General features: G+C 63.1%; 21 protein-coding genes. 10 read left to right on the forward strand and 11 right to left on the reverse strand.

Annotated elements, in window-relative coordinates; translation table 11 throughout:
* Window positions 1-100 precede the first annotated feature (100 nt).
* Both RHP72_RS03800 and RHP72_RS03805 read left to right on the forward strand, forming a co-directional pair.
* Entirely contained in the window at window positions 101-739 is a 639-nt protein-coding gene (locus RHP72_RS03800; RefSeq protein ID WP_003945421.1) for a carbonic anhydrase, read from the forward strand.
* Window positions 740-836: 97 nt separating this feature from the next.
* The gene (locus RHP72_RS03805; protein WP_007726893.1) at window positions 837-1,580 is read left to right on the forward strand and encodes a DUF4232 domain-containing protein; all 744 of its coding nucleotides are present in this window, start codon (window positions 837-839) and stop codon (window positions 1,578-1,580) included.
* A 25-nt stretch (window positions 1,581-1,605) separates the two neighbouring features.
* Here the strand turns inward: RHP72_RS03805 and disA are convergent, their stop codons facing one another.
* A complete protein-coding gene (gene disA / locus RHP72_RS03810) occupies window positions 1,606-2,691 on the reverse strand; it encodes a DNA integrity scanning diadenylate cyclase DisA (RefSeq protein ID WP_024487741.1) in 1,086 nt (361 codons plus the stop codon).
* A 96-nt stretch (window positions 2,692-2,787) separates the two neighbouring features.
* On the opposite strand from disA, the gene RHP72_RS03815 reads away from it, so the two are divergent.
* Complete coding sequence (locus RHP72_RS03815) at window positions 2,788-3,348, forward strand: PaaI family thioesterase (RefSeq protein WP_003945494.1); 561 nt, start codon at window positions 2,788-2,790, stop codon at window positions 3,346-3,348.
* Window positions 3,349-3,371: 23 nt separating this feature from the next.
* On the opposite strand, the gene radA is transcribed toward RHP72_RS03815, so the two are convergent.
* Both radA and RHP72_RS03825 read right to left on the reverse strand, forming a co-directional pair.
* Window positions 3,372-4,805: a DNA repair protein RadA gene (gene radA / locus RHP72_RS03820; protein WP_003945739.1), complete on the reverse strand. Its 1,434-nt coding sequence runs from the start codon at window positions 4,803-4,805 to the stop codon at window positions 3,372-3,374.
* A 98-nt stretch (window positions 4,806-4,903) separates the two neighbouring features.
* Window positions 4,904-5,539, reverse strand: a complete 636-nt coding sequence (locus RHP72_RS03825; protein WP_003945942.1) for a copper chaperone PCu(A)C — start codon at window positions 5,537-5,539, stop codon at window positions 4,904-4,906.
* 265 nt (window positions 5,540-5,804) lie between these two features.
* On the opposite strand from RHP72_RS03825, the gene carD reads away from it, so the two are divergent.
* Genes carD through rlmB form a run of 5 tightly spaced genes read left to right on the forward strand, consistent with a single transcriptional unit; the run spans window position 5,805 to window position 9,871 of the window.
* Complete coding sequence (gene carD, locus RHP72_RS03830) at window positions 5,805-6,293, forward strand: RNA polymerase-binding transcription factor CarD (protein ID WP_003945666.1); 489 nt, start codon at window positions 5,805-5,807, stop codon at window positions 6,291-6,293.
* A gap of 22 nt (window positions 6,294-6,315) precedes the next feature.
* Complete coding sequence (gene ispD / locus RHP72_RS03835; RefSeq protein WP_003945606.1) at window positions 6,316-7,014, forward strand: 2-C-methyl-D-erythritol 4-phosphate cytidylyltransferase; 699 nt, start codon at window positions 6,316-6,318, stop codon at window positions 7,012-7,014.
* The gene (gene ispF / locus RHP72_RS03840) at window positions 7,015-7,491 is read left to right on the forward strand and encodes a 2-C-methyl-D-erythritol 2,4-cyclodiphosphate synthase (protein ID WP_047269647.1); all 477 of its coding nucleotides are present in this window, start codon (window positions 7,015-7,017) and stop codon (window positions 7,489-7,491) included.
* A gap of 11 nt (window positions 7,492-7,502) precedes the next feature.
* Window positions 7,503-8,897: a cysteine--tRNA ligase gene (cysS, locus tag RHP72_RS03845; RefSeq protein ID WP_003945830.1), complete on the forward strand. Its 1,395-nt coding sequence runs from the start codon at window positions 7,503-7,505 to the stop codon at window positions 8,895-8,897.
* Between the two features lie 2 nt (window positions 8,898-8,899).
* The gene (gene rlmB / locus RHP72_RS03850) at window positions 8,900-9,871 is read left to right on the forward strand and encodes a 23S rRNA (guanosine(2251)-2'-O)-methyltransferase RlmB (RefSeq protein WP_003945749.1); all 972 of its coding nucleotides are present in this window, start codon (window positions 8,900-8,902) and stop codon (window positions 9,869-9,871) included.
* Between the two features lie 34 nt (window positions 9,872-9,905).
* Here the strand turns inward: rlmB and RHP72_RS03855 are convergent, their stop codons facing one another.
* Window positions 9,906-11,687 (reverse strand): ABC transporter ATP-binding protein, encoded by a 1,782-nt coding sequence (locus RHP72_RS03855; RefSeq protein ID WP_311094362.1) that lies wholly within the window; start codon window positions 11,685-11,687, stop codon window positions 9,906-9,908.
* Window positions 11,684-13,312 (reverse strand): ABC transporter ATP-binding protein, encoded by a 1,629-nt coding sequence (locus RHP72_RS03860; RefSeq protein WP_007726874.1) that lies wholly within the window; start codon window positions 13,310-13,312, stop codon window positions 11,684-11,686. Before RHP72_RS03860 ends, RHP72_RS03855 begins: the two co-directional genes overlap by 4 nt.
* A 200-nt stretch (window positions 13,313-13,512) precedes the next feature.
* Between RHP72_RS03860 and RHP72_RS03865 the strand changes: the two genes are divergently transcribed.
* Window positions 13,513-14,502 (forward strand): iron-siderophore ABC transporter substrate-binding protein, encoded by a 990-nt coding sequence (locus tag RHP72_RS03865; protein ID WP_311094363.1) that lies wholly within the window; start codon window positions 13,513-13,515, stop codon window positions 14,500-14,502.
* Between the two features lie 4 nt (window positions 14,503-14,506).
* On the opposite strand, the gene RHP72_RS03870 is transcribed toward RHP72_RS03865, so the two are convergent.
* Together RHP72_RS03870 and RHP72_RS03875 are read right to left on the reverse strand one after the other, a co-directional pair.
* Window positions 14,507-15,304: an AraC family transcriptional regulator gene (locus RHP72_RS03870; RefSeq protein WP_031332820.1), complete on the reverse strand. Its 798-nt coding sequence runs from the start codon at window positions 15,302-15,304 to the stop codon at window positions 14,507-14,509.
* A gap of 180 nt (window positions 15,305-15,484) precedes the next feature.
* Window positions 15,485-16,204, reverse strand: coding sequence for a hypothetical protein (locus RHP72_RS03875; protein WP_003945935.1), 720 nt, complete (start codon window positions 16,202-16,204; stop codon window positions 15,485-15,487).
* 308 nt (window positions 16,205-16,512) lie between these two features.
* On the opposite strand from RHP72_RS03875, the gene RHP72_RS03880 reads away from it, so the two are divergent.
* Window positions 16,513-17,229, forward strand: a complete 717-nt coding sequence (locus tag RHP72_RS03880) for a hypothetical protein (RefSeq protein ID WP_231915057.1) — start codon at window positions 16,513-16,515, stop codon at window positions 17,227-17,229.
* Between the two features lie 88 nt (window positions 17,230-17,317).
* Here RHP72_RS03880 and RHP72_RS03885 read toward each other — a convergent pair whose 3' ends face one another.
* The 4 genes from RHP72_RS03885 to RHP72_RS03900 form a co-directional block, all read right to left on the reverse strand.
* Window positions 17,318-18,010 (reverse strand): LpqN/LpqT family lipoprotein, encoded by a 693-nt coding sequence (locus RHP72_RS03885; protein ID WP_054781073.1) that lies wholly within the window; start codon window positions 18,008-18,010, stop codon window positions 17,318-17,320.
* A 77-nt stretch (window positions 18,011-18,087) separates the two neighbouring features.
* On the reverse strand, window positions 18,088-18,960 hold the full coding sequence (locus RHP72_RS03890; protein ID WP_311094364.1) for a biotin-dependent carboxyltransferase family protein: 873 nt from the start codon (window positions 18,958-18,960) through the stop codon (window positions 18,088-18,090).
* 57 nt (window positions 18,961-19,017) lie between these two features.
* Window positions 19,018-19,632 (reverse strand): 5-oxoprolinase subunit PxpB, encoded by a 615-nt coding sequence (gene pxpB / locus RHP72_RS03895; protein ID WP_158646408.1) that lies wholly within the window; start codon window positions 19,630-19,632, stop codon window positions 19,018-19,020.
* Window positions 19,629-20,390, reverse strand: coding sequence for a LamB/YcsF family protein (locus RHP72_RS03900; protein WP_054781063.1), 762 nt, complete (start codon window positions 20,388-20,390; stop codon window positions 19,629-19,631). The genes pxpB and RHP72_RS03900 overlap by 4 nt, the downstream gene beginning before the upstream one ends.
* Window positions 20,391-20,400: the final 10 nt, after the last annotated feature.

Consider the following 20,400-nt stretch of genomic DNA (forward strand, 5'->3'; position numbering starts at 1 on the left):
CACTTCATCACCGGGCGCGAATGTCGACGCGGAACTTTCGTTTGCGTCCACGCAACCTTCCCGGCGAGAGCCCGAAATGCGGCGGGTGCACAATGAGTGAATGCCACGATCAAGCCCCATTTCCGCTTGGAAGTCCCTTCGCGAAGGCAACGAGCGATTTGTCAACGACGCGTCCATTCACCCCAGCCAGGGAATCGCGGACCGCGCGAAACTCGTCGATGGGCAGCACCCCACAGCGGTGCTGTTCGGTTGCGGTGATTCGCGCGTAGCCGCCGAGATCATCTTCGACCAGGGTCTCGGCGACATGTTCGTCGTGCGCACTGCAGGTCACGTGCTCGACGATTCGGTGCTCGGTTCCATCGAGTACGCGGTTCACGTGCTCAACGTGCCGCTCATCGTCGTACTCGGGCACGACGGTTGCGGTGCCGTGAAGGCAACGCTCGACGCCCTGGACGAGGGCGCAGTTCCCGACGGATTCATCCGCAGTGTGGTCGAGCGTGTTGCTCCGTCCATCCTGATGGGCCGCAACGAGGGCTTGTCCACCGTGGACGAACTCGAAGGCCGTCACGTCGTGGAGACCGGCTCGCTGATCATGCAGAGGTCCCGGATCATCGCCGACAAGGTGGACAAGGGTGCGTGCGCGATCGTCGGCGTCACGTACACATTGTCCGACGGTCACATGCGAGTTCAGGGCGCGGTCGGCGACATCGGCGAGAGCGTCGAGACCGTCGAGGGTTAGATCTTCCGGGGCAGTGGTACCTGGCAGCAGACAATGGGTACCGACACGCCGCCTCAGCTGACGGTTAGTGGACCCTGCGCCAACTACCGTTGAGTCCGTGTTGGAACCTAATGGACCACTGCCCCCCGAGATCTACTGGCGTCGCCGGGCGCTGGCCATTGGTGCCGCCGTCATTGCACTGGCGTTGATCATCTGGGCGGCGTCCGCCCTCTTCGGCGGTGGAAGTGATACCCCGGAGGCCGATTCGGCCGCTGCGAGTTCCTCGCTGACGACGGACGTCTCCTTCACCCCCAACCCTTCCGGCTCCAACGCGCCGGACGGTGGCGGTGGCTCGGGTGGCGGCGCTGCCGGTGGATCAGGTGGCTCGGGCACGCAGGCTTCGGGATCGTCTTCGTCTTCTTCCTCTTCGTCGACCACCGGGGCTCCGGTCCCGGCCGGTCAGTGCGCCGACTCGTCGCTGGCAGTCAAGGCCACCGCAGACAAGGCGACCTTCGCTCCCGGCGAAGAGCCGTCGTTCACGATCGTCATCACCAACATCGGTTCGGCACCCTGTGATCGAGATCTGGCGGGCGGCCTTCAGCAGGTGCTCGTCTACAGCATCGACGGCAAGACCCGGTTGTGGTCCAACGTCGACTGCTACCCACAGCCCGCAGCCGACGTACGCAATCTCGCGCCCGGCGAGCAAGCTGCGTTCAAGGTCGCCTGGTCGGCCACGACGTCGACCCCCGAGTGCGCGACCGCGCAGAACCCCGAGCGCAATCCGGTGGGCGCAGGCGCTTACACGGTTGTCGGGCAGCTCGGTGCACTGCGAAGCTCCCCGGAGCCGTTCAACATCGCATGAGCGCGGGCAAGCCTGAACAGGCCCGCTAGTTGAAGGATCCGGTGATCGACGTTTCCGCGAGCCGGGAAAGTCCCTCACGGATGTGACGGGCCCACAGCCCGCCGATGCCCTCGACCGACTGCAGATCGGCAGCCGTAGCGGCCAGCAGCGACTGGAGAGTGCCGAAGGATCCGACCAACCGGTGGATCTGATGGAACTGCAATCGAGGTACACGCATCAGCACGCGATATCCGCGAGGAGTCATCGGAGTGTCGAGGGCTTCGATCGTGCCCGGATAACCGAGAACACGCGCAAGAGTCGTGAGATCGAGTAGATCGGCGTCGGTGACGCGATCGAGTGCGACGAGGACGTTGTCCATCGCCGCGGTGCCGATGGGTTCGGGACCGGCAAGATAGTCCCGAACGATGAGTTGACGTGCAATGTCGTTGTCGCCGACCAGTTCTTCGAGCTGCAGTGCCAACTGGCGACCGTCGGTGCCGAGTTCGAGGACATCCTGTTCGATTTCGATCGACACGCGGCGAACCATTTCGAGGCGCTGTACGACGGTCAACGCGTCGCGCAGAGTCACGAAATCCTCGATCTCGACGACCGACAGTTGCCGTGTCACTTCGTCGAGTCGCGCTTTGTATCGTTCGAGCGTCGCGACGGCCTGGTTGGCGCGCGAAAGTATGGTGGCCGAGCCGTCGATGACGTGCCGAATGCCGCCGACGTACACACTGACGATCGACATCGACTGACTGACCGAGACCACGGGATAGCCGGTCTGAATTGCCGTGCGCTCGGCAGCGCGGTGCCTCGTGCCGGATTCGACGGTGGGAATCTTGTGATCGGGAACCAGCTGGACGTTGGCACGCACGATGCGTGTGCCGTCCGTCGAGAGGACAACCGCGCCGTCCATCTTCGACAGCTCGCGCAATCGGGTCGGTGCGAACTCCACGTCGAGGTTGAATCCGCCGTCACACAGCGCTTCCATTTCCTCGTCGTATCCGAGGACGATCAGCGCGCCGGTACGGCCGCGCAGAATTCGTTCGAGCCCGTCTCGCAAAGCGGTACCCGGCGCCAACCTGGCGATGGTCTCTCGCAATGCCGACGACGACTGTGTGTCCGCCATCGCACTGATCATTGAGAAACTCCCTGCTGAGGTCGATGTCACTTCGGTCGGGTCCGATGCCTGCGCCGGACGGATCCCCGTTTAGATTACCTATCCATGAGTAGTACCTGGACCCTGCCTGATGACCTGACTGTCCCGGAGCCGGTCGAATTCTTTCCGGCCGCCGGCGAGAAGCTGCCTCAGCACTGGTCGAAATGCTTCGGCTGCGGCGACGACCAGCCTGCGGGAATGGCGATGAGTTTCAGGGCTGGTAACGGACTGGAAGTGACCGGTCGTCTGGAGGTCGCCAAGAAGTATCAGGGCGGTCCAGGTGTCATTCACGGCGGCATTCTGTCGACGGCATTCGACGAGGCTCAAGGTATGGCATGTATGGCTCTCGGCTCGCCGGTGGTGACCGGGCACCTCGAGATCGACTTCGCCCGGCCGATCCCGTTGGGATCGGTGCTCGAATTCCGGGCTCGCATCGACGGTGTTGTACGCCGCAAGGTCTACACCAGTGCAGAAGCGGTGATCGTCGAAGGTCCGACAGCGGATCCGGACACGGTGGTGGGAACCTCCCGCGGACTGTTTCTGACCATCACCTCGGAACACTTCGCCAAGACCAAGGAGTTCGTGGACGGCGAACCGACGTCCCCGTTCGGCACCTCGTCGGTCTGACGAGGTAGTCGGCCGAACGACGATCACTTCACCGGCGTGAGCTTGGGGCGAGACGGGGCTTGTTTGCCGCCCATCAATCCGGCGTAGGCCAGTGCCTCGGCCAGATTCGCTACTTCGTTGACGCGCATGCCGGGAATGTTCGGGCCGGAATCGACCGGCACGATGGCGCTGGTGAATCCCAGTCGGGCAGCTTCGATCAGCCGTCGGTTCACCCCGGCAACCCGTCGAACCTCCCCGGCGAGTCCGACCTCGCCGAGGATGACGAGCCCCTTGGGGACGGGTTTGGCTTTCACGGCGGAAGCGACCGCAATGGCGAGAGCCAGATCGGCACCCGGCTCGGTCATCCGCATACCGCCGACGGTCGCGGCGTAGACGTCGGCCTTCGAGATCGACACTCCGACGCGGCGCTCCAACACGGCCAGAACCATGGCCACACGGGCGGTGTCGAGCCCGCTGACGGCTCGGCGAGGTGTCGGTAGCGGCGTGGCGGCGACGAGCGCCTGAACTTCACCGAGTAGAGGTCGCTTACCGTCCATCATCACGGTGACGGCAGTGCCTTCCACAGCTTCTTCACGGTGATGCAGGAACAGGCCGGACGGATCGCTGATCTCGTTGATGCCCTGCTCGCTCAGCTCGAAGCATCCGACCTCGTCGGCCGCACCGAATCTGTTCTTCACGCCGCGGACCATGCGCAGGGTGGAGTGCTTGTCACCTTCGAAGTGCAGAACCACGTCCACGAGATGCTCGAGCGAGCGCGGACCGGCGACGGCGCCGTCCTTGGTGACGTGGCCGATCAGAAGCACCGGGATTCCACTGGCCTTGGCCAGGGAGGTCAGGGCGCTGGTGACGGCCTTGACCTGAGTCACGCCGCCGACGACCCCGTCGACGTCGGCAGCAAGCATGGTCTGCACCGAGTCGACGATGACCAGTGTCGGTTTGACCTGCTCGATGTGGCCGAGGATGGTCGCGAGATCGGATTCGGCCGCCAGATACATCCGTTCGTGGACAGAGTTGGTGCGATCTGCCCGAAGCCGAACCTGACCGGCAGACTCCTCGCCCGTGACGTACAACGCTCGATCATCCGCGCTGCGCATCGCCCAGCGGTAGACGACCTCGAGAAGTAGCGTCGATTTTCCGACGCCGGGCTCGCCCGCGAGCAGCACCACCGAACCCGGTACGACGCCACCGCCGAGGACGCGGTCCAACTCACCGATCCCCGTGGGTTTGGCCTGCGTCGAGGTGCTGTCGATCTGTGTCAGCGGCGTGGCCGGCGTCGTAGGCAGCACGGCGCTTGATCCTGCTTTGGCGAGTGAGGCGCCGGCGCGACTGGCGACGGGTGCCACTACGGCGACCTCGGTCATCGAGCCCCACGAATCGCAGTCCGGACATCTACCGACCCACTTGGGCACTACCGACTGGCATTCGGAGCAGCGGTAGTTCGATTTCACTTTGGCCACCGGGACAGACTAGAGGCGGGGTCCGACATGGACCCCGCCTCTAGTGTGATTCTGAAGTTGTTCTGCGAGGCGCATTGTGCGCCTTGGTGATTCGAGGCTCAGTGCCCAGCTTCTGCAACGTCGGGTGACTTGTCCGACTCGTTGCGCTCGAGCTGCGGGCCGGCGTCGACAGGCACGTCGACGGTAACCGATCCGGCCTTCTCGAACTTGAAGGTGATCGGGACGGTCAGGCCGGGGCGAACGCCTGCCTTGATGTCCTGCAGAACGACGAGAGTGAGCGCAGCGGGTGCGTCGTCGTTCTCTTCGTTGTTCTTGATCTGGGTCTCGGCCTCGGTCGCGGCGCCTTCGCCTGCGGGCAACTGACCGGCCTGCAGCGACGTCTGCGGCTTGATCGTCAAGCCACCTACCTCTTCACCTGCGATGACGCGTGCTGCGTAATCGGTGGTGATGCTGACGAGCTTGTCCGTGGTCTCGGCGCTGTCGTTCACGACGGTGAACGCGAGCACGGCATTGCCGCCCGGCTCGATGCTGTACTCCTCGGACGAGGGGTAAGCGATGTGCACGTTGCGCAGTGCGATCTCACCGAGGTCGGCGCTGTTGCCGTTCACGGCGGCCTGCTGGACGGCGGTCTGGCTCACCTGTCCGGAACCGCAAGCGGACAGCGCGATGGCTGCGCCTGCAGCCAGTGCAATGGCGGTAGCGACTCGACGAGTCGGCTTACGGATAGCAGTCACGATTTGTCCTCCACGGCGTCAGGTTCGCACTCCACTAGGCAGAGTAGTAGATAAGGTCCCGCGGGCTGGCCGTCGGGTCGCCACAACGGTTGTCTGCGTGGGCTTTCAGTCCGTTACGCAGGGGTGCTCCGGACCAGTTGAATGCACGTACAACAAGCCCTGTCAACCCCTACGCTCGAGCAAGGATGCCCCTGACCTGCACAGTTGATGAGTGGTCGGTTCTTTCACGTGTTAAACTAGTGGAATCGAAAGGGGCACGGGACACATGATTTTCAAGGTCGGAGACACCGTCGTATACCCCCATCACGGTGCGGCGCTGATCGAAGCTATCGAAACCCGCACCATCAAGGGTGAGCAGAAGGAGTACCTGGTTCTGAAGGTCGCTCAAGGCGATCTCACAGTACGGGTTCCTGCAGACAACGCAGAGTACGTCGGAGTTCGTGACGTGGTCGGCCAAGAAGGCCTCGACAAGGTTTTCCAGGTTCTGCGAGCACCGCACACCGAAGAGCCCACCAACTGGTCTCGTCGATACAAGGCAAATCTCGAGAAGCTTGCCTCAGGTGACGTGAACAAGGTTGCAGAAGTTGTTCGTGACCTGTGGCGTCGTGAGCAGGACCGCGGACTTTCCGCTGGTGAGAAGCGCATGCTCGCCAAGGCTCGTCAGATTCTCGTCGGAGAGCTCGCGCTCGCCGAGGGCACTGACACCGAGAAGGCAGAGACCATTCTCGACGAGGTCCTCGCGGCCGCGTCCTGACTGCAACACAACAAAGCTGACAGTGGCAGTAGTAGCCCTGGTACCTGCCGCAGGTCGGGGAGTGCGATTGGGCGAGAAGTTGCCCAAGGCATTTGTCGAACTCGGTGGGTGCACCATGCTTGCACGCGCGGTCGATGGACTCCGGAAATCCGGAGCGATCGACCGCGTTGTTGTCATTGTGCCGCCTGAACTGGTCGAATCCGTCGTAGCCGACCTCGGTCGTGCAGCGGACGTCGACGTCGTCGGCGGTGGTGCCGAAAGAACCGATTCGGTTCGAGCCGGCCTCAGTGCTGCCGGCGACGCAGATTTTGTACTCGTGCACGATGCCGCACGGGCATTGACACCGCCGGCGTTGATCGCGCGCGTCGTCGACACTCTCCGAGCCGGCAGCTCCGCTGTTATCCCGGTACTTCCGGTTACCGACACGATCAAGTCGGTCGACGTACTCGGCGCAGTCACCGGTACGCCTCTGCGTTCGGAGTTGCGTGCGGTTCAAACTCCCCAAGGATTCTCCACCGACGTCCTGCGCAGTGCGTACGACGCCGGTGACGTCGCCGCGACCGACGACGCCGCTCTGGTCGAGCGTCTCGGTGTTTCGGTGCAGACGATTCCCGGCGACGCCCTCGCCTTCAAGATCACCACTCCGCTCGACCTGGTCCTTGCACGGGCGCTCCTGAGCTCGGAGACAGCGTTGAGTGCGGATTCACAGGACGGAAATTAGATGCGCGTCGGTCTCGGCACGGATGTTCATCCCATCGAGGTCGGTCGTCCTTGCTGGATGGCCGGGTTGCTGTTCGAGGAAGCAGACGGGTGCTCGGGCCATTCGGACGGCGACGTCGCCGTCCACGCGCTGTGTGACGCGTTGCTCTCTGCGGCGGGCCTCGGTGACCTCGGTTCGGTTTTCGGCACCGGCAGGCCCGAATGGGACGGCGTGAGCGGCGCTCGAATGCTTGCCGAGGTTCGCCGACTGCTCGAAGAGAACCAGTTCGCCGTCGGCAACGCCGCGGTGCAGGTCATCGGCAACCGTCCGAAGATCGGGCCACGTCGCGACGAGGCACAGAAGGTGCTCTCGGACATTCTCGGCGCGCCTGTTTCGGTGTCCGCGACCACCACGGACGGCCTCGGCTTGACCGGTCGCGGCGAGGGGATCGCCGCCATGGCCACCGCGTTGGTCATGACAACCGAACACGACAGGTAAGATCGCTGGTCGTGACCCTGCGCCTATACGACACCGGTACGCGGGCCCTTCGGGATTTTGTTCCGTTGGCCCCCGGACATGCATCGGTGTACCTGTGTGGGGCGACAGTTCAGGGCGATCCTCACATCGGACACGTTCGTAGCGGCGTCGCTTTCGACGTGCTGCGTCGCTGGCTGTTGGCGCACGGCAACGACGTTGCCTTCGTGCGCAACGTGACGGACATCGACGACAAGATTCTCAACAAGGCCGCCGGCGCCGGTCGACCTTGGTGGGAGTGGGCGGCGACGTTCGAGCGGTCGTTCACGTGGGCCTACGACCAACTGGGCGTGCTGCCACCGTCCATCGAGCCACGGGCCACGGGCCACGTGACGCAGATGGTCGAGATGATGGAACGTCTGATCGAGAACGGCCACGCGTACGCGGCGGGCGGTGACGTCTACTTCGACGTGCAGAGCTACCCCGAGTACGGCGCACTGTCCGGCCATAAACTCGACGACGTTCATCAGGGCGAGAGCGCTGCCGAGGGAAAGCGTGATCCTCGCGACTTCACCCTCTGGAAGGCCGTCAAGCCCGGTGAGCCCTCGTGGCCGACACCGTGGGGACCCGGCCGTCCGGGCTGGCACCTCGAGTGCTCGGCCATGGCGGAGTTCTATCTCGGGGCGGCATTCGACATCCATTGTGGTGGACGCGATCTCGTCTTTCCGCACCACGAGAACGAAATTGCGCAGGCCAAGTGCGCCGGCGACGATTTCGCTCAGTACTGGTTGCACAACGGCTGGGTCACGATGAGTGGCGAGAAGATGTCCAAATCGTTGGGCAATGTTCTCTCGGTGCCGAACGTGCTCAAGAAGGTTCGTCCGCAAGAACTTCGGTACTACCTCGGTAGTGCGCACTACCGTTCCAATCTCGAGTACTCGGACGAGGCGTTGGACGAAAGTGCGAAGTCCTACCAGGGGCTCGAGTCGTTCGTCCTGCGCACACACAAGCGTGCGGGCGGCGTCGAACTCGGTACGTGGACCGAAGGTTTCGCGGCGGCTCTCGACAACGACTTGTCGGTGCCGATCGCGTTGGCCGAGATTCACGGCAAGGCGAGCGAGGGTAATTCCGCGCTCGCTGCCGGTGATCTCGACGCGGCTCGGGTGGCTGCCGGCCAGGTGCGGGCCATGCTCGCGATCCTGGGCGTCGACCCACTCGACGAGCATTGGACGCAGTCCGGTGGCGACACCGAGACGGCAATGGAAGCTTTGGACGTGTTGGTGCGGGCCGATCTCGATCGTCGGCAGCAGGCACGTACGGAAAAGAACTGGGCGGTGGCGGACGAGGTCCGCGATCGCCTCATCAAGGCGGGTATCGAAGTAACCGATACTCCCGACGGACCCGAATGGTCCCTTAAGGCAGGGCAGTAACAATGGCTGGAAACTCGAGCAGGCGCGGCGCAGTCCGTAAGGGCGGCACCAAGAAGGGCCAGGTTGCCGGTTCCGGCGGTAAGCACCGTCGCGGTCTCGAAGGGCGTGGCGCTACGCCGCCCGCCGAGGCACGCACCAAGCATCCCGCGGCAAAGCGTGCAGCGCGCGCCGCACGTGCCGACGAGAAGCAGGGCCGCGGTGGCCGTCCGGGTCCGGGCCGCAAGGTTCTCGACGGTCCCGAGACAGTGCTCGGACGCAACCCGGTGGTCGAGTGCCTACGCGCCGGCGTTCCGGCGACTGCACTGTGGGTCGCCGTCGGCACCGAGAGCGACGATCGACTGAAGGAATCCGTTCAGCTCGCTGCGGATGCCGGCATCTCGATCCTCGAGGTCCCCCGCACCGATCTGGATCGCCTCAGCGCCAACGGTCTTCACCAGGGCATCGCCCTGCAGGTTCCGCCGTACCGCTACGCGCACCCGGACGATCTTCTCTCGGAGGCGCGCAAGCATGCCGAGCCGCCGCTGCTCGTCGCGCTGGACAACATCACCGATCCCCGCAACCTGGGTGCCGTCGTGCGCTCGGTCGCAGCTTTCGGTGGACACGGCGTCGTGATTCCGGAGCGTCGTAGCGCGAGCGTGAGTGCTGTCGCTTGGCGTACCAGCGCCGGCGCTGCCGCTCGTTTGCCGATTGCTCGGGCAACCAACCTCACCCGGACGCTCAAGGACTGGGCATCGAAGGGTGTTCAGGTCGTCGGTCTCGACGCCGAGGGCGACACCACTCTCGACGATTTCGACGGCAGCGGTCCCGTTGTGATCGTGGTCGGTTCCGAGGGCAAGGGCCTTTCGCGCCTCGTCCGCGAGAACTGCGACGCGATCCTGTCGATTCCGATGGCCGGTCCGGTCGAGTCGCTCAACGCCTCGGTTGCCGCCGGAGTCGTCCTGGCGGACATCGCCCGCAGGCGTCGTAGCAGCTGAGTTGTAACGGCTTTCGGGTGAGTCTGGCGGGGTTCTAGCTCCGTACCGACCAGGCTTCCCACAGTGCAGCGTAGGAACCGTCCGCGCCGATCAGTTCGTCATGTGTCCCGCTCTCGACTACGCGGCCACCGCTCATGACGAGTATGCGATCGGCGCGGACTGCTTGGCTCAGCCGGTGTGCGATCACCACGGCGGTCCTGCCGGCGACTGCGAGCTCGGCTGCCTGATCGAGTAGACCGGCTGCGGTGGTTCCGGCTTCGGCAGTCGCCTCGTCGAGGATGACGACGGGAGGATCGAGCAGAGCCAGTCGGACGAGGGCTATGTGCTGTGCCTGCGCCGCCGTCAACTGGTACCCACCGGCCCCGACCCTGGTCTCGAGTCCGTCCGGAAGTTCATGAATCCATTGAGCTTTCATCGTGTCGACGGCTTCGGCGATCTTCGCATCGTCCGAATCTGGTGCACACAACCGGAGATCGTCGGCGATCGTCCCGACGAACACGTGAACTTCCTGGCTGACGAGGACGACTTCGTGCCGAAGTTCGGCATCACTCAGGTCGTCAATCAGTGTGCCGTCGACGGTGATTCGCCCGTCCCCGACGGGAATGATGCCGGCAATCAGTTTGGCGAGCGTGGTCTTTCCGGCGCCGCTGCTTCCGACGACGGCGATTCGTTCCCCCGGTGCGATCGAGATCGAGATCGAATCGATCACCGGGGTGGAGTTGTCGTACGAGTAGGAAACCCGGTCCACCTCGACGCCGATGGGTTCGGACCGAGCCGAGGCAGGAATGCTCGTGGGCCGCCCGGGCATCGCGGTGACTCCGATCAGGCGAGCCAGGCTGGCACCCGCATCCTGCAATTCGTCGATGTTCGAGAGAAATACCGCGATGGGGCTGAACAGACTGTGGAAGTAGAGGGCGGCGGCGGTAGCGGCCCCGATGGACACCGAGTCTGTGGTCACGAGCCAGTAGCCGACGCTCAGGACGGCGGCCAGTCCGAGCAGTTCGGCGCCGTTGAGTTGGGCGAAGAAGTTGGTGCGCAGGCGAACTGCCTGCATGTCGAAGCTGATGGCATGCTCGGAGGTCTCGGCGATTCGGTCGATGTGCTCGTCTGTTCGCCGCAGGGCAGTGACAGTGCCTGCGCCTCCGAGAGTTTCGATGAGCTGTTGTCCCCGCCTGGCCTGCGCAGCGCGAGAGCGTCGGTAGACGGGTCCGGAGCGTCGGAGGAAATGACGAAGAGCGAAATAGTGAATCGGCGCAACGGCAACGATTGCCACGGTGAAGCGCCAATCGATCACTCCCACACCGACAAGCGTCAGTGAAATCATGAACAGGGCAGACACGGTGGCGGGTAGTACTCGCGCGATGACGGTGTTTACCGCTTCGACGTCGCCCGAGACCCGGGAAATCAGATCACCGGTTCCGGCATCCTCGACCAGTGACGACGGCTGCGCGAGGGTGGCGGCGAACACGTCCTCGCGAAGATCGGCCAGCACGTTCTGCGCGACATTCGCCAGAAGCTGTGTGCTCCAACAGGTCAGCGCAACTCCTGCTGCCGCTGCGCCGAGCATGAACGCGGTGATACGCAGGAGTGAGGCAAACGGTTTGCCCTCCGTGACCGCATCGACCATGAGTCCGAGCAGTGCCGGGGTGGACAGGCCGCAGGCCGTAGCAGAGAGAAGTACGACGGTCGTGAGTGCGAGCGCTCGCTTGCGTGGCCGAAGCAGTGCGATCAATGCGCGGACGGTCTGCTTGGTCGACGCGATCGGCAGGGCAGATACAACCGGAACAGCAGATGCATCCGGAAGGGTATCGGTCACAGCGACTCTCCCTCCCGAACGCCGTGGTCGATCGTGACGACACGGTCACACGAATGGAGCAGGGTCGGGCTCGAGGTGATCACCAGAATGGCCTTGTCGGGGAAGTTTCTCAGGGAGTGTGCAATTCGATGCTCGGTGACAGAGTCCACGGAAGTGGTGGGTTCGTGGAGGACCAGGATCGGCTGGGGTTGATGGAGAGCGCGGGCGAGGAGAAGGCGTTGGCGTTGACCTCCGGAGAGTTTCTTTCCTTGCTCGCCTACCTCGGAGAGGTGGCCGTCGGGCAGATGCGTCAACACGTCGTCGAGCGCAGATGACGTCATTGCCGACGAGTCGACGTTCGGTGCAGCCAGATTGTCGAAGACGGTGCCGGTGAACACGGTTCCTTCATGGGCGGAGACGAACACCTGATCGCGAACTCCGTCCGGGCCGAGGTCGGTTGCATCGGTGCCGAATACGAAGTAAGAGTCGGGGGCGAGCGGGGTCTGATAGGCGAGTTGTCGTGCCAGTCGGTCGGCGGAATCATCAGCGCGCACACCCACCACTTCTCCGCGGCGAGCTGAGACGACGGTTCCGTTGTCCGCCGAAATCAATAGGGCGTCTTCAGTTCTGGCAGGTTCGGTCGCGGCCGTGGGGGCCAGCGATTCGATCAGGTGTGGCTCGGCCAACAGTTCGGACAGTCTGCGCGCGGAACCTCGCTTGGCAGCGAGTTCGGCACCGAAGAACCCCAGCGTTTCCATCGGACCGGCAATCACTCTGCTCAAGCCGACAACGGTGACGAAGTTGCCCACGGTGATCGTGCCTTGATGCGCCATCCACGCGGCTCCAAGCGCAACCGAAGCCAGCACCAACGCGGAGACCCCGGAATTGAGCGCGGTCAGGCTGGACATTGCTCTGACCGTCCGGATCGCTGCCTTCATCGACTCCCGGCTCGCGTTGACGTATCGCGACAGGGCGGTGGGTTCAGCCCCGAAACCCTTCAGTACCCGCAGTCCCAGCGTGAAATCCGTTGCAAGCATGCCTGCCTCGGCTGCCTTCTTCTGCTCTGCATACACGCGCTCGTCCAACGGACCGCTGATCTTGTGGATGAATATGAGCTGCGCAGCGGTGATGAGTACGACGATCAGTGCGAGCGGCCACGAGACGAAGGCAAGCGAAATCACTGCCGCGGCGAGCCCCGCAAATGCCGAGCCCTGTTCGGCGACAACCCAGGAGAAGCCCGAGACGTGTGAGGCATCCGAGGTAGAGATGGTGAGAACTTCACCGGTCGAACGCTGAGCTTTCATCCCCCTGGCATCGAGTACTCGTCTGGCAGCATTCAGTCGTAGGTCGTGTTCGCCGTAGACGAAGACCTGCGTGTTCAGGCGAACTGCGATGCGCCACGACAGAGCGAGTCCCACGAACAGAGCACACAGCACCGCAAGCCACACGAGAAGTGCTGTGCTGTCGGACTTTCCGATTGCCCGGTCGACGACGGTGCCGATCAGCACCGGGATGAGGGCTTGAGCTACCTGATACGACGCCTGCCCGGTGACGGCTGCAACCAGTCGCGGGCCGCGTCCGGAGGAGAATGATCCGACTCGGATCATCTCCATCGGACCGGAACGAGTTTCGGGCAGCGCTGACACTCGTGAAACTCCTCGCCCAGATCTGAACACTCGTTGTGCAGTTCTACGGTAGAGCCGGTGCGAGTGCGGAAAGTGCTCGCAGATGCCAAGGGCTACGCGGCAGCGGACAGATGGAGTATCGACACCCCATTACCGGGATCGGGTCTCGATATACCTGGCTGGTCGAAACAAAGTACGTTTGCGAAGAGAGCTGACAGAAGATGAAGAGCACTACCCGAATAGTGGCTGCGTTGGCCGCGATTGCCCTGCTCGCAGGCTGCCAGAGCAGCACCGAGTCAACAGCGGCGGAGGGCACGACGCAGTTGGCCGAGGCCGGCGCGCTGCCGGTCACCGTTGATCACGCGTACGGGTCGACCACCATCGAGACCGAACCTCAGCGGATCGTGACGATCGGCTGGAACAGCCAGGATTCGGTCCTCGCACTGGGCAAGACACCCGTCGCCATGGAGTCGTTCAGTGGGGCAGGCTTGGAGAACGGCATCCTGCCGTGGGACGAAGAATTGTTGGGCGATGTCGAACCCACGTTGCTCGACAGCACGTCCGGTGTGCCGTTCGAGCAGATCCTGGCGTTGGAGCCGGACGTGATCATCGCAGTGGTCTCGGGAATCACCGAAGACGACTATGCACGTCTTTCCCAGATCGCACCCACCATTCCGTTCAAGGAGACCGCATGGGCGACCACGTGGCAGGAACAGTTGTCGACCATCGGATCAGTACTCGGCCAACCGAAGCGGGCTGCCGAGCTGATCGAGGAAACTGACGATTCCATAGCCGACCTGGCTGCCGGATCCCCGAATCTGAACGGGAAAACCTTGACCTTCCTCTCGGGAAACATCGACGGCCTCACCAATTACTGCGCTGACGACGGCCGAGTCATCCTGATGTCCCAGCTCGGACTGAAGCAGTCGGCCGGAAGCGCAGAGCTGTGCGGCGACACCCAGGGGTCGGTGACTGCATCGCGCGAACAGTACAACGAACTGGACGCGGACGTGATCGTGCTCAACGACGCGAGTGGGCAGGGGCTCCCCGGATTGATGGGGGACAAGTTGTTTGCCGACCTGCCGGCAGTCAAGGACGGCAGGCTGATTCAGCAGCTCGGTCTGGCGCGAGTCATGGCCTTGGCGTCACCCACGTCGCTGAGCGTCAAATATGCTTTCGTGGAACTGGTCTCGAAGATGAACGGGTTCTGACCAGTTAGGCTGACAACTCGCACGCGTCCGAGTAGTAGTTCTTCGGTGTGCGTCCGGTGACCTTGCGGAACACGCTGGTGAAGGCGCTGGGGGTTTCGTATCCGACGCGACGGCTTACCGTCGAAACAGGAACGCCCGCAGCGAGATAGGACATCGCAGCGCGGACGCGAACTTGAATTCGCCACTCGGTGAAGGACATCCCCGTGCCTTGAGAGAACACGCGGCTCAGGGTGCGGGGGCTTCCGCCTACCACGTAGGCCCAATCGGCAAGCCCGCGTTGATCGGCGGGGTCGGCGATCAGGCGGCGTGCGACGGCGAGGGCCCGGGGATCGGCGGGCATCGGTACTGCGACATCAGCCGCCTCGATGGGCGCGAGCGTGTCGAAGACTACGGATTCGGCGCGCAAGCGAGCCTCGGTAGGCATATTTCGCTGGTGCAGATGGATGAGCATCGTCTTGACGACGTCGTCGATGCCGATGATCGCGGGTTTTGTCCACGGGTGGGGGAACGACTCGGGCCGGAAATAGGTGAAACGAGCCTCGGTGGATGCGCCGAGCGTGATGCGCCGTGGAGTTCCAGCCGGAATCCACATGCCGACCGTCGGTGGTATCTGCCAACGAACGTCGTCGATGTACGCGCTCATCTCGCCGGAAGCGCCCCAGAGGAGTTCGTGTTCGGGATGGCGGATCTCACGCCACGCGCGCTTCTGATCACGCCCGATGGTGGACGTCGTCATCGAGAAGGGGAGCGGAACGTACCGGCCTGCCGGCACAGCCCAGTACGGAAATCCTGTGGAACTCATCGGTGGATCATACCGCGAATGACTTAGGTAATGCTTTCCTATTTGGTTCTTTGATGCAGGCGCGACGGAGTGTGATCGCCACAAAAGATCGAGGGTGGCAACGAGTCCGAAGACTCGATGCCACCCTCGAACACATTCCCCGACGGAGTGTTTACAGGTGGAGCAGGCGGAGCGAGTGAATCAGCTGCCGTTGGCCAGGACACCGCTGATGATGTCGGAGATGAAGCCGGCCGGGTTGTCGAGGATGGAGGATCCGGCCGAACCGGTTCCGCCCTCGCCGTCAGAAGAGCCGAAGCCCAGATCTGCCGAGCCCGATGCGGCCGCCTCGCCGGGGTTCTTGGCGCGGATCTTGGCGTAGACGCCGCTGATGTTCTGTTCGGTATTGAACGTCGAGATACCGATCGAGCTCGACATTTCCTGGTACGAACCGATCGGTGCATCGTCGGCGACGAGGTACTGCGCCTCGATCGTCACGGTCTTGCTTCCGGTGGGTGAGATCAGCCAGCCGGTGCTGGGCACATTCACGGTTCGGGCGGCAGTGTCAACCGAAGGCGTGACGGATTCGGTCTTCTGACCGCCGATCAAGTGCCACGCGTTGACCGTTGCCGTGCCCTGGATGTACTTGAACGTGGCGGGGTAGCGGTCGACGAACTGGTCGACGTAACGCTCGGGGTGGCCTGTTGTGGAGATGACCGTGCGCACGGTGACTTTGCCGCCGGGTGCAACTTCGCCGTCGCCCACGATGCTCTTGGTGATTCGGACGTTGGAGGAGTTGACCGTTGCCGCGGACGGGTGGGTGGCATCGGCGCTCGCGGTGCCTGCGGTCATCACGAGTCCGCTGGTGGCAAGCGCAGCGATTGCGATTCCGGTAAGTGTTTTGCGCATTGAAAAACGTGACATGAAATTCTCCGTTCGAGGGGTTCACGCTGACGGCGATGGGATGACTCTTCAAAGGTTGCGCCGCGGTAACCATTGAAACCTATCGGACGCTTGCCTATGTATCAGTTCGGCAGAATTTACGGAAAAGTCCGAATTGAGAGGACCTTTTCGGTGTCGATTGCCTGCCGTTAACTGATTGTCGCTTATTTCGACGAAAAGCTGGGCGAATGTCCAGGTCGACTGTATCGTACTTCGAGAGTCGGGTTGCAACAAGTTTCAGTAATCAACGAATTCAGTTGTCCTGGAACCTCACAGAGTGGAGATTGTTCGTGGCAAAGTTCGGATCCAGGAATCGTAATCTGTCCACCGTTGGTGTTGGTTTGGGGGTGATCGCTCTTGCTGTGGGCGCAAGCGCGCTGGGTGCGGGAGTCGCGACTGCCGAGACAGCAACTTCCGGTGCCTACACATTTACTCGGACCGTGGACAATGCATCCCCGAAGGTCGGTGACACGATCACCTACACGACAGTGTCGAGTAAGAACGGGCTCGAAGGGTATGTCAACCGGCTGACCGAGATTCATGCCGGCTGTCTCGAGTTCGTGCCGGGCTCGGCAAAGATTTCGAAACTGATGGGCGGCCTCCCAGGTTTGGGAGGTGTCATGAAGGAAACTGTGGAAACCCCGAATGCCTCCCAGTCGACCGCAACCACGAAGGTTTTCACCAGTAACGGTTGGTACAACAACAGCAAGAACCCGATAACGATGAAGACCAGCTATGTCGTGAAGTGTGATCCGGGTACCTACGGCAGTGGGTTGACTGTCGACGCGACGCTCATGGGTGGTGGGGCCGGAACCAGCGCCAGCTTCCCGGAAATGGGGCCCGCCATCGTGGTGCAGACGACGGATCCGACCGGCCCAGGTACTGATCCTGGTACTGATCCCGGAACCAACCCCGGCACGAACCCCGGTACCGGTGGCGGAACCGGATCGCTCGGCTCGTTGAGTGGTGGCCTCGGTTCCCTCAGCGGCCTGTTCGGCTCCAGCTAGGCGAGAGTTGTGAAACGGCGGGCCGAGACTGTCGTGGTCTCGGCCCGCCGCGGTTGTTCGGTGATCGGGTATTCAAACCATCAGGTGCTCAGCCGAATTCGATCGAGGTGTTGATTTCTTCCACCTGGTTGGAGGTCTGCATGTTCGTCGTGTCGGTGAACTGGTTTGCAAAGCTGACCAGGTAGACCGGCGAGTTGTCGTCGGCTTGGTAAGCGACGACCGTCATGACGGCGTAGAGCGGAACGTCCAGGTTTGGGGCGGTCCAGGTTCCGGAGAGGCGGAAACCCTGCTGTCCGTCGACGTCGATCTCGGTGTACTTCACCTCGGTCCACCCGTCGAGAGTGGCGATCGTTTCACGCGCAGCGGCAAGAACCTCGTCTTTTGTTGCGGTGCCTTGATTTTCGACCGTCACCGTGGTGTTCGGCATGAAACCGCTGGGTTCCTGGCTGTTGCTGGACAACGCGTCCGTAACGCCGGCGGGGATGTTCTCGCCGTGAGTCCAGCTCGGAGGGAGGCTGACGCTGATGCTCGGCGCTTCGGAGTCGTCGCCGGTTTCGATCGTCGTCCGCTCACCGATGAACGGTGTTCCGTCCCGCAAAGTCGGCGTCGCGGCAGCGGCAGACGGCGAGGATGCAGAACTTTCGGAAGCAGTGGTCTCACTGGTGTTGGTATCACTGGAGACGGCGTCGCCGCTTTCCGAACTGCTGCATCCGGACAAGACGAGTGCAGCAGTGATCAGTGACGCTATTCCGAGAGCAAGTGTGCTGCTCTTAGGGCTCATAGTGTGACAGTCCTTCAGGTTCTGGCGACGGCCGAGCGCCGCCGGCAGCATTGCTGGCGCGGCTGAGACTATCAGCGCTACGACGGCCGAGTAGTGGCCTTGAAGGTAATGGTGCTGCCGGGCCGCAGCTGTGCCAGCGACGCAATCCCGGCGTCGGAAACGACGGCGATGACCGGGTATCCGCCAGTCACGGGATGGTCGGCGAGGAACACGACGGGCTGGCCGCCTGGCGGCACCTGGATGGATCCCGTCACGACGCCTTCGCTCGGCAATTCCCCGGTTCGTGAGCGATGCAAAGGTCCTTGGCCCTGTAGCCGGACCCCGACTCGGTTGGTGTGTTCGGTGGCTTTCCACGTGGTGTGAAGGAGCGCGTGAACGGATGCGGCCGTGAACCAGGAATTTCGGGGGCCGAGCGTGATCTCGATCGGAACCGCGCCGAGTGCAGGTGCGGGCGGTGGAATCAACTCTTCAGTGGGCCACGTCCCTTCCTCGGCCCCGAGGAGGAGCAGATCGCCGGCGGCGAGCGGCGGCGGCCCGAGTCCGGAGAGCGTGTCGGTGGATCTGCTTCCGAGTACCTGCGGGACGTCGACGCCACCGCGTGCAGAGATGTATGTTCTCAACCCGGTTGTGCTGTAACCCAATTCGAGAATGCTGCCACTACCCAGATGGATGCTCGCGTAGTCAGGTGCCGGCCGTCCGTCGACGGCCAGCGGCACCCGCGCGCCTGTCGCTGCCACCGTCATCGAACCGACGGCCCGCATAGCGAAACCCCCAGCGGTGACTTCGATGGTTGCTGCTCGAAAAGTGTTGCCTACGAGTCTGTTGGCGCTGTCATGCGAGATCATGTCGACGGCGCCGGATCTTCCGACCCCGAGGGCGCCGTAGCCTCTCCGCCCGCGGTCCTGAACTGTGGCGAGCGGGCCGGTACGCACAACCTCGAGCCAGGCCATGAATCCATTGTCCCGCAACAACGCGGTGAAGACACCAAAATCATGCTTGCACCAAAATCATGCACGAACAAAGGTGACTGTGGTGCCGGGTAGAAGCAGCGCCGGCGGGCGGCGCTCGGCATCCCACACCGACAGTTCCGTCGTTCCGATCAACTGCCAGCCGCCCGGGGAACACCGTGGGTAGACGCCCGTGAACGGTCCGGCCAACCCGACTGCACCGGCCGGGACCTGCCTGCGCGGGTCCGATCGACGTGGAACCTCGAGCTTTCTCTCGTTGCTGGTCAGATACGCGAAGCCGGGGGCGAAACCGATGAACGCGACGGTCCACGACGCAGACGTGTGAGCGTCGATCACACCGTCGACCCCGAGGCCGGTCAGCTTGCCCACCTCTACGAGATCGGGGCCGTCGTAGCGGACCGGAATCGCGACAGCAGGCCCGCTCTCATCTGCTGTGAGTTCGATCGGTACGGCCCCACGTACCCATTTCTCCACCAGTTGGTGCGCGGTGATCGTGTTGTCGTACTCGATCAAGATGGTTCGCGCCGCGGGAATCAGGTCGATCACTCCGGGGATCCGACTGGCGTCGAGAGCCCTGAAGTTGCCCAGCACGCTCCGCAGTTCGTCGTACTCGACGAGGACTGCGGATTCACCGGCGGGCAGGATCGTGATCATGTGAACGGCGTGATCTCGACGTCGGAAGATTCGAGGAGAGCACGGATTGCCACGGCCATGTCGACGGCTGCCGGACTGTCACCGTGCACGCACACCGATGCGGCAGCGACTTTCAACGTGCTCCCATCGACTGCGTCCAATTCGCCGTCGACGACCATTCGCCGAACCCGTTCTGCAACAAGTGTCGGGTCGTGCAGAACGGCGCCCGACTCGGTGCGGGGGACCAGGGTGCCTTCCGCCGTGTACGCACGATCGGCAAAAGCCTCGGCGACGATCTCGAGGCCGGCCTCGCGCGCCTCTTCCAGAAACACCGAACCCGGTAGTCCGAGAACAGGTAGCGAACTGTCATAGGCAACGACGGCGGCGACCACGGCCCGCGCCTGCCGTCGGTGATGGACTATTGCGTTGTAGAGCGCGCCGTGGGGTTTGACGTACGTGACCCGCGATCCGGCGACACGAGCCAAACCGTCGAGTGCCCCTATTTGATAAATGACGTCGGCGGTGAGGTCCTTCGGCGAGACGTCGATGAAGCGTCGGCCGAAACCGGCGAGGTCTCGGTACCCCACCTGCGCGCCGATCCGCACGCCGCGGGTGGCTGCGGATTCGCAAGTCGCCAACAGCGTTGTCGGGTCGCCGGCATGGAATCCGCAGGCGATGTTCGCGCTGGTGACAAGTTCGAGCATGGCGTCGTCGTCGCCCAGGGTCCAGGCTCCGAAGCCCTCGCCGAGGTCGCTGTTCAGATCAACGCTGTAGCCCATACCTCGATTC

Source organism: Rhodococcus sp. SG20037 (assembly GCF_031763325.1).
Classification (GTDB): Bacteria; Actinomycetota; Actinomycetes; order Mycobacteriales; family Mycobacteriaceae; genus Rhodococcus_F; species Rhodococcus_F qingshengii.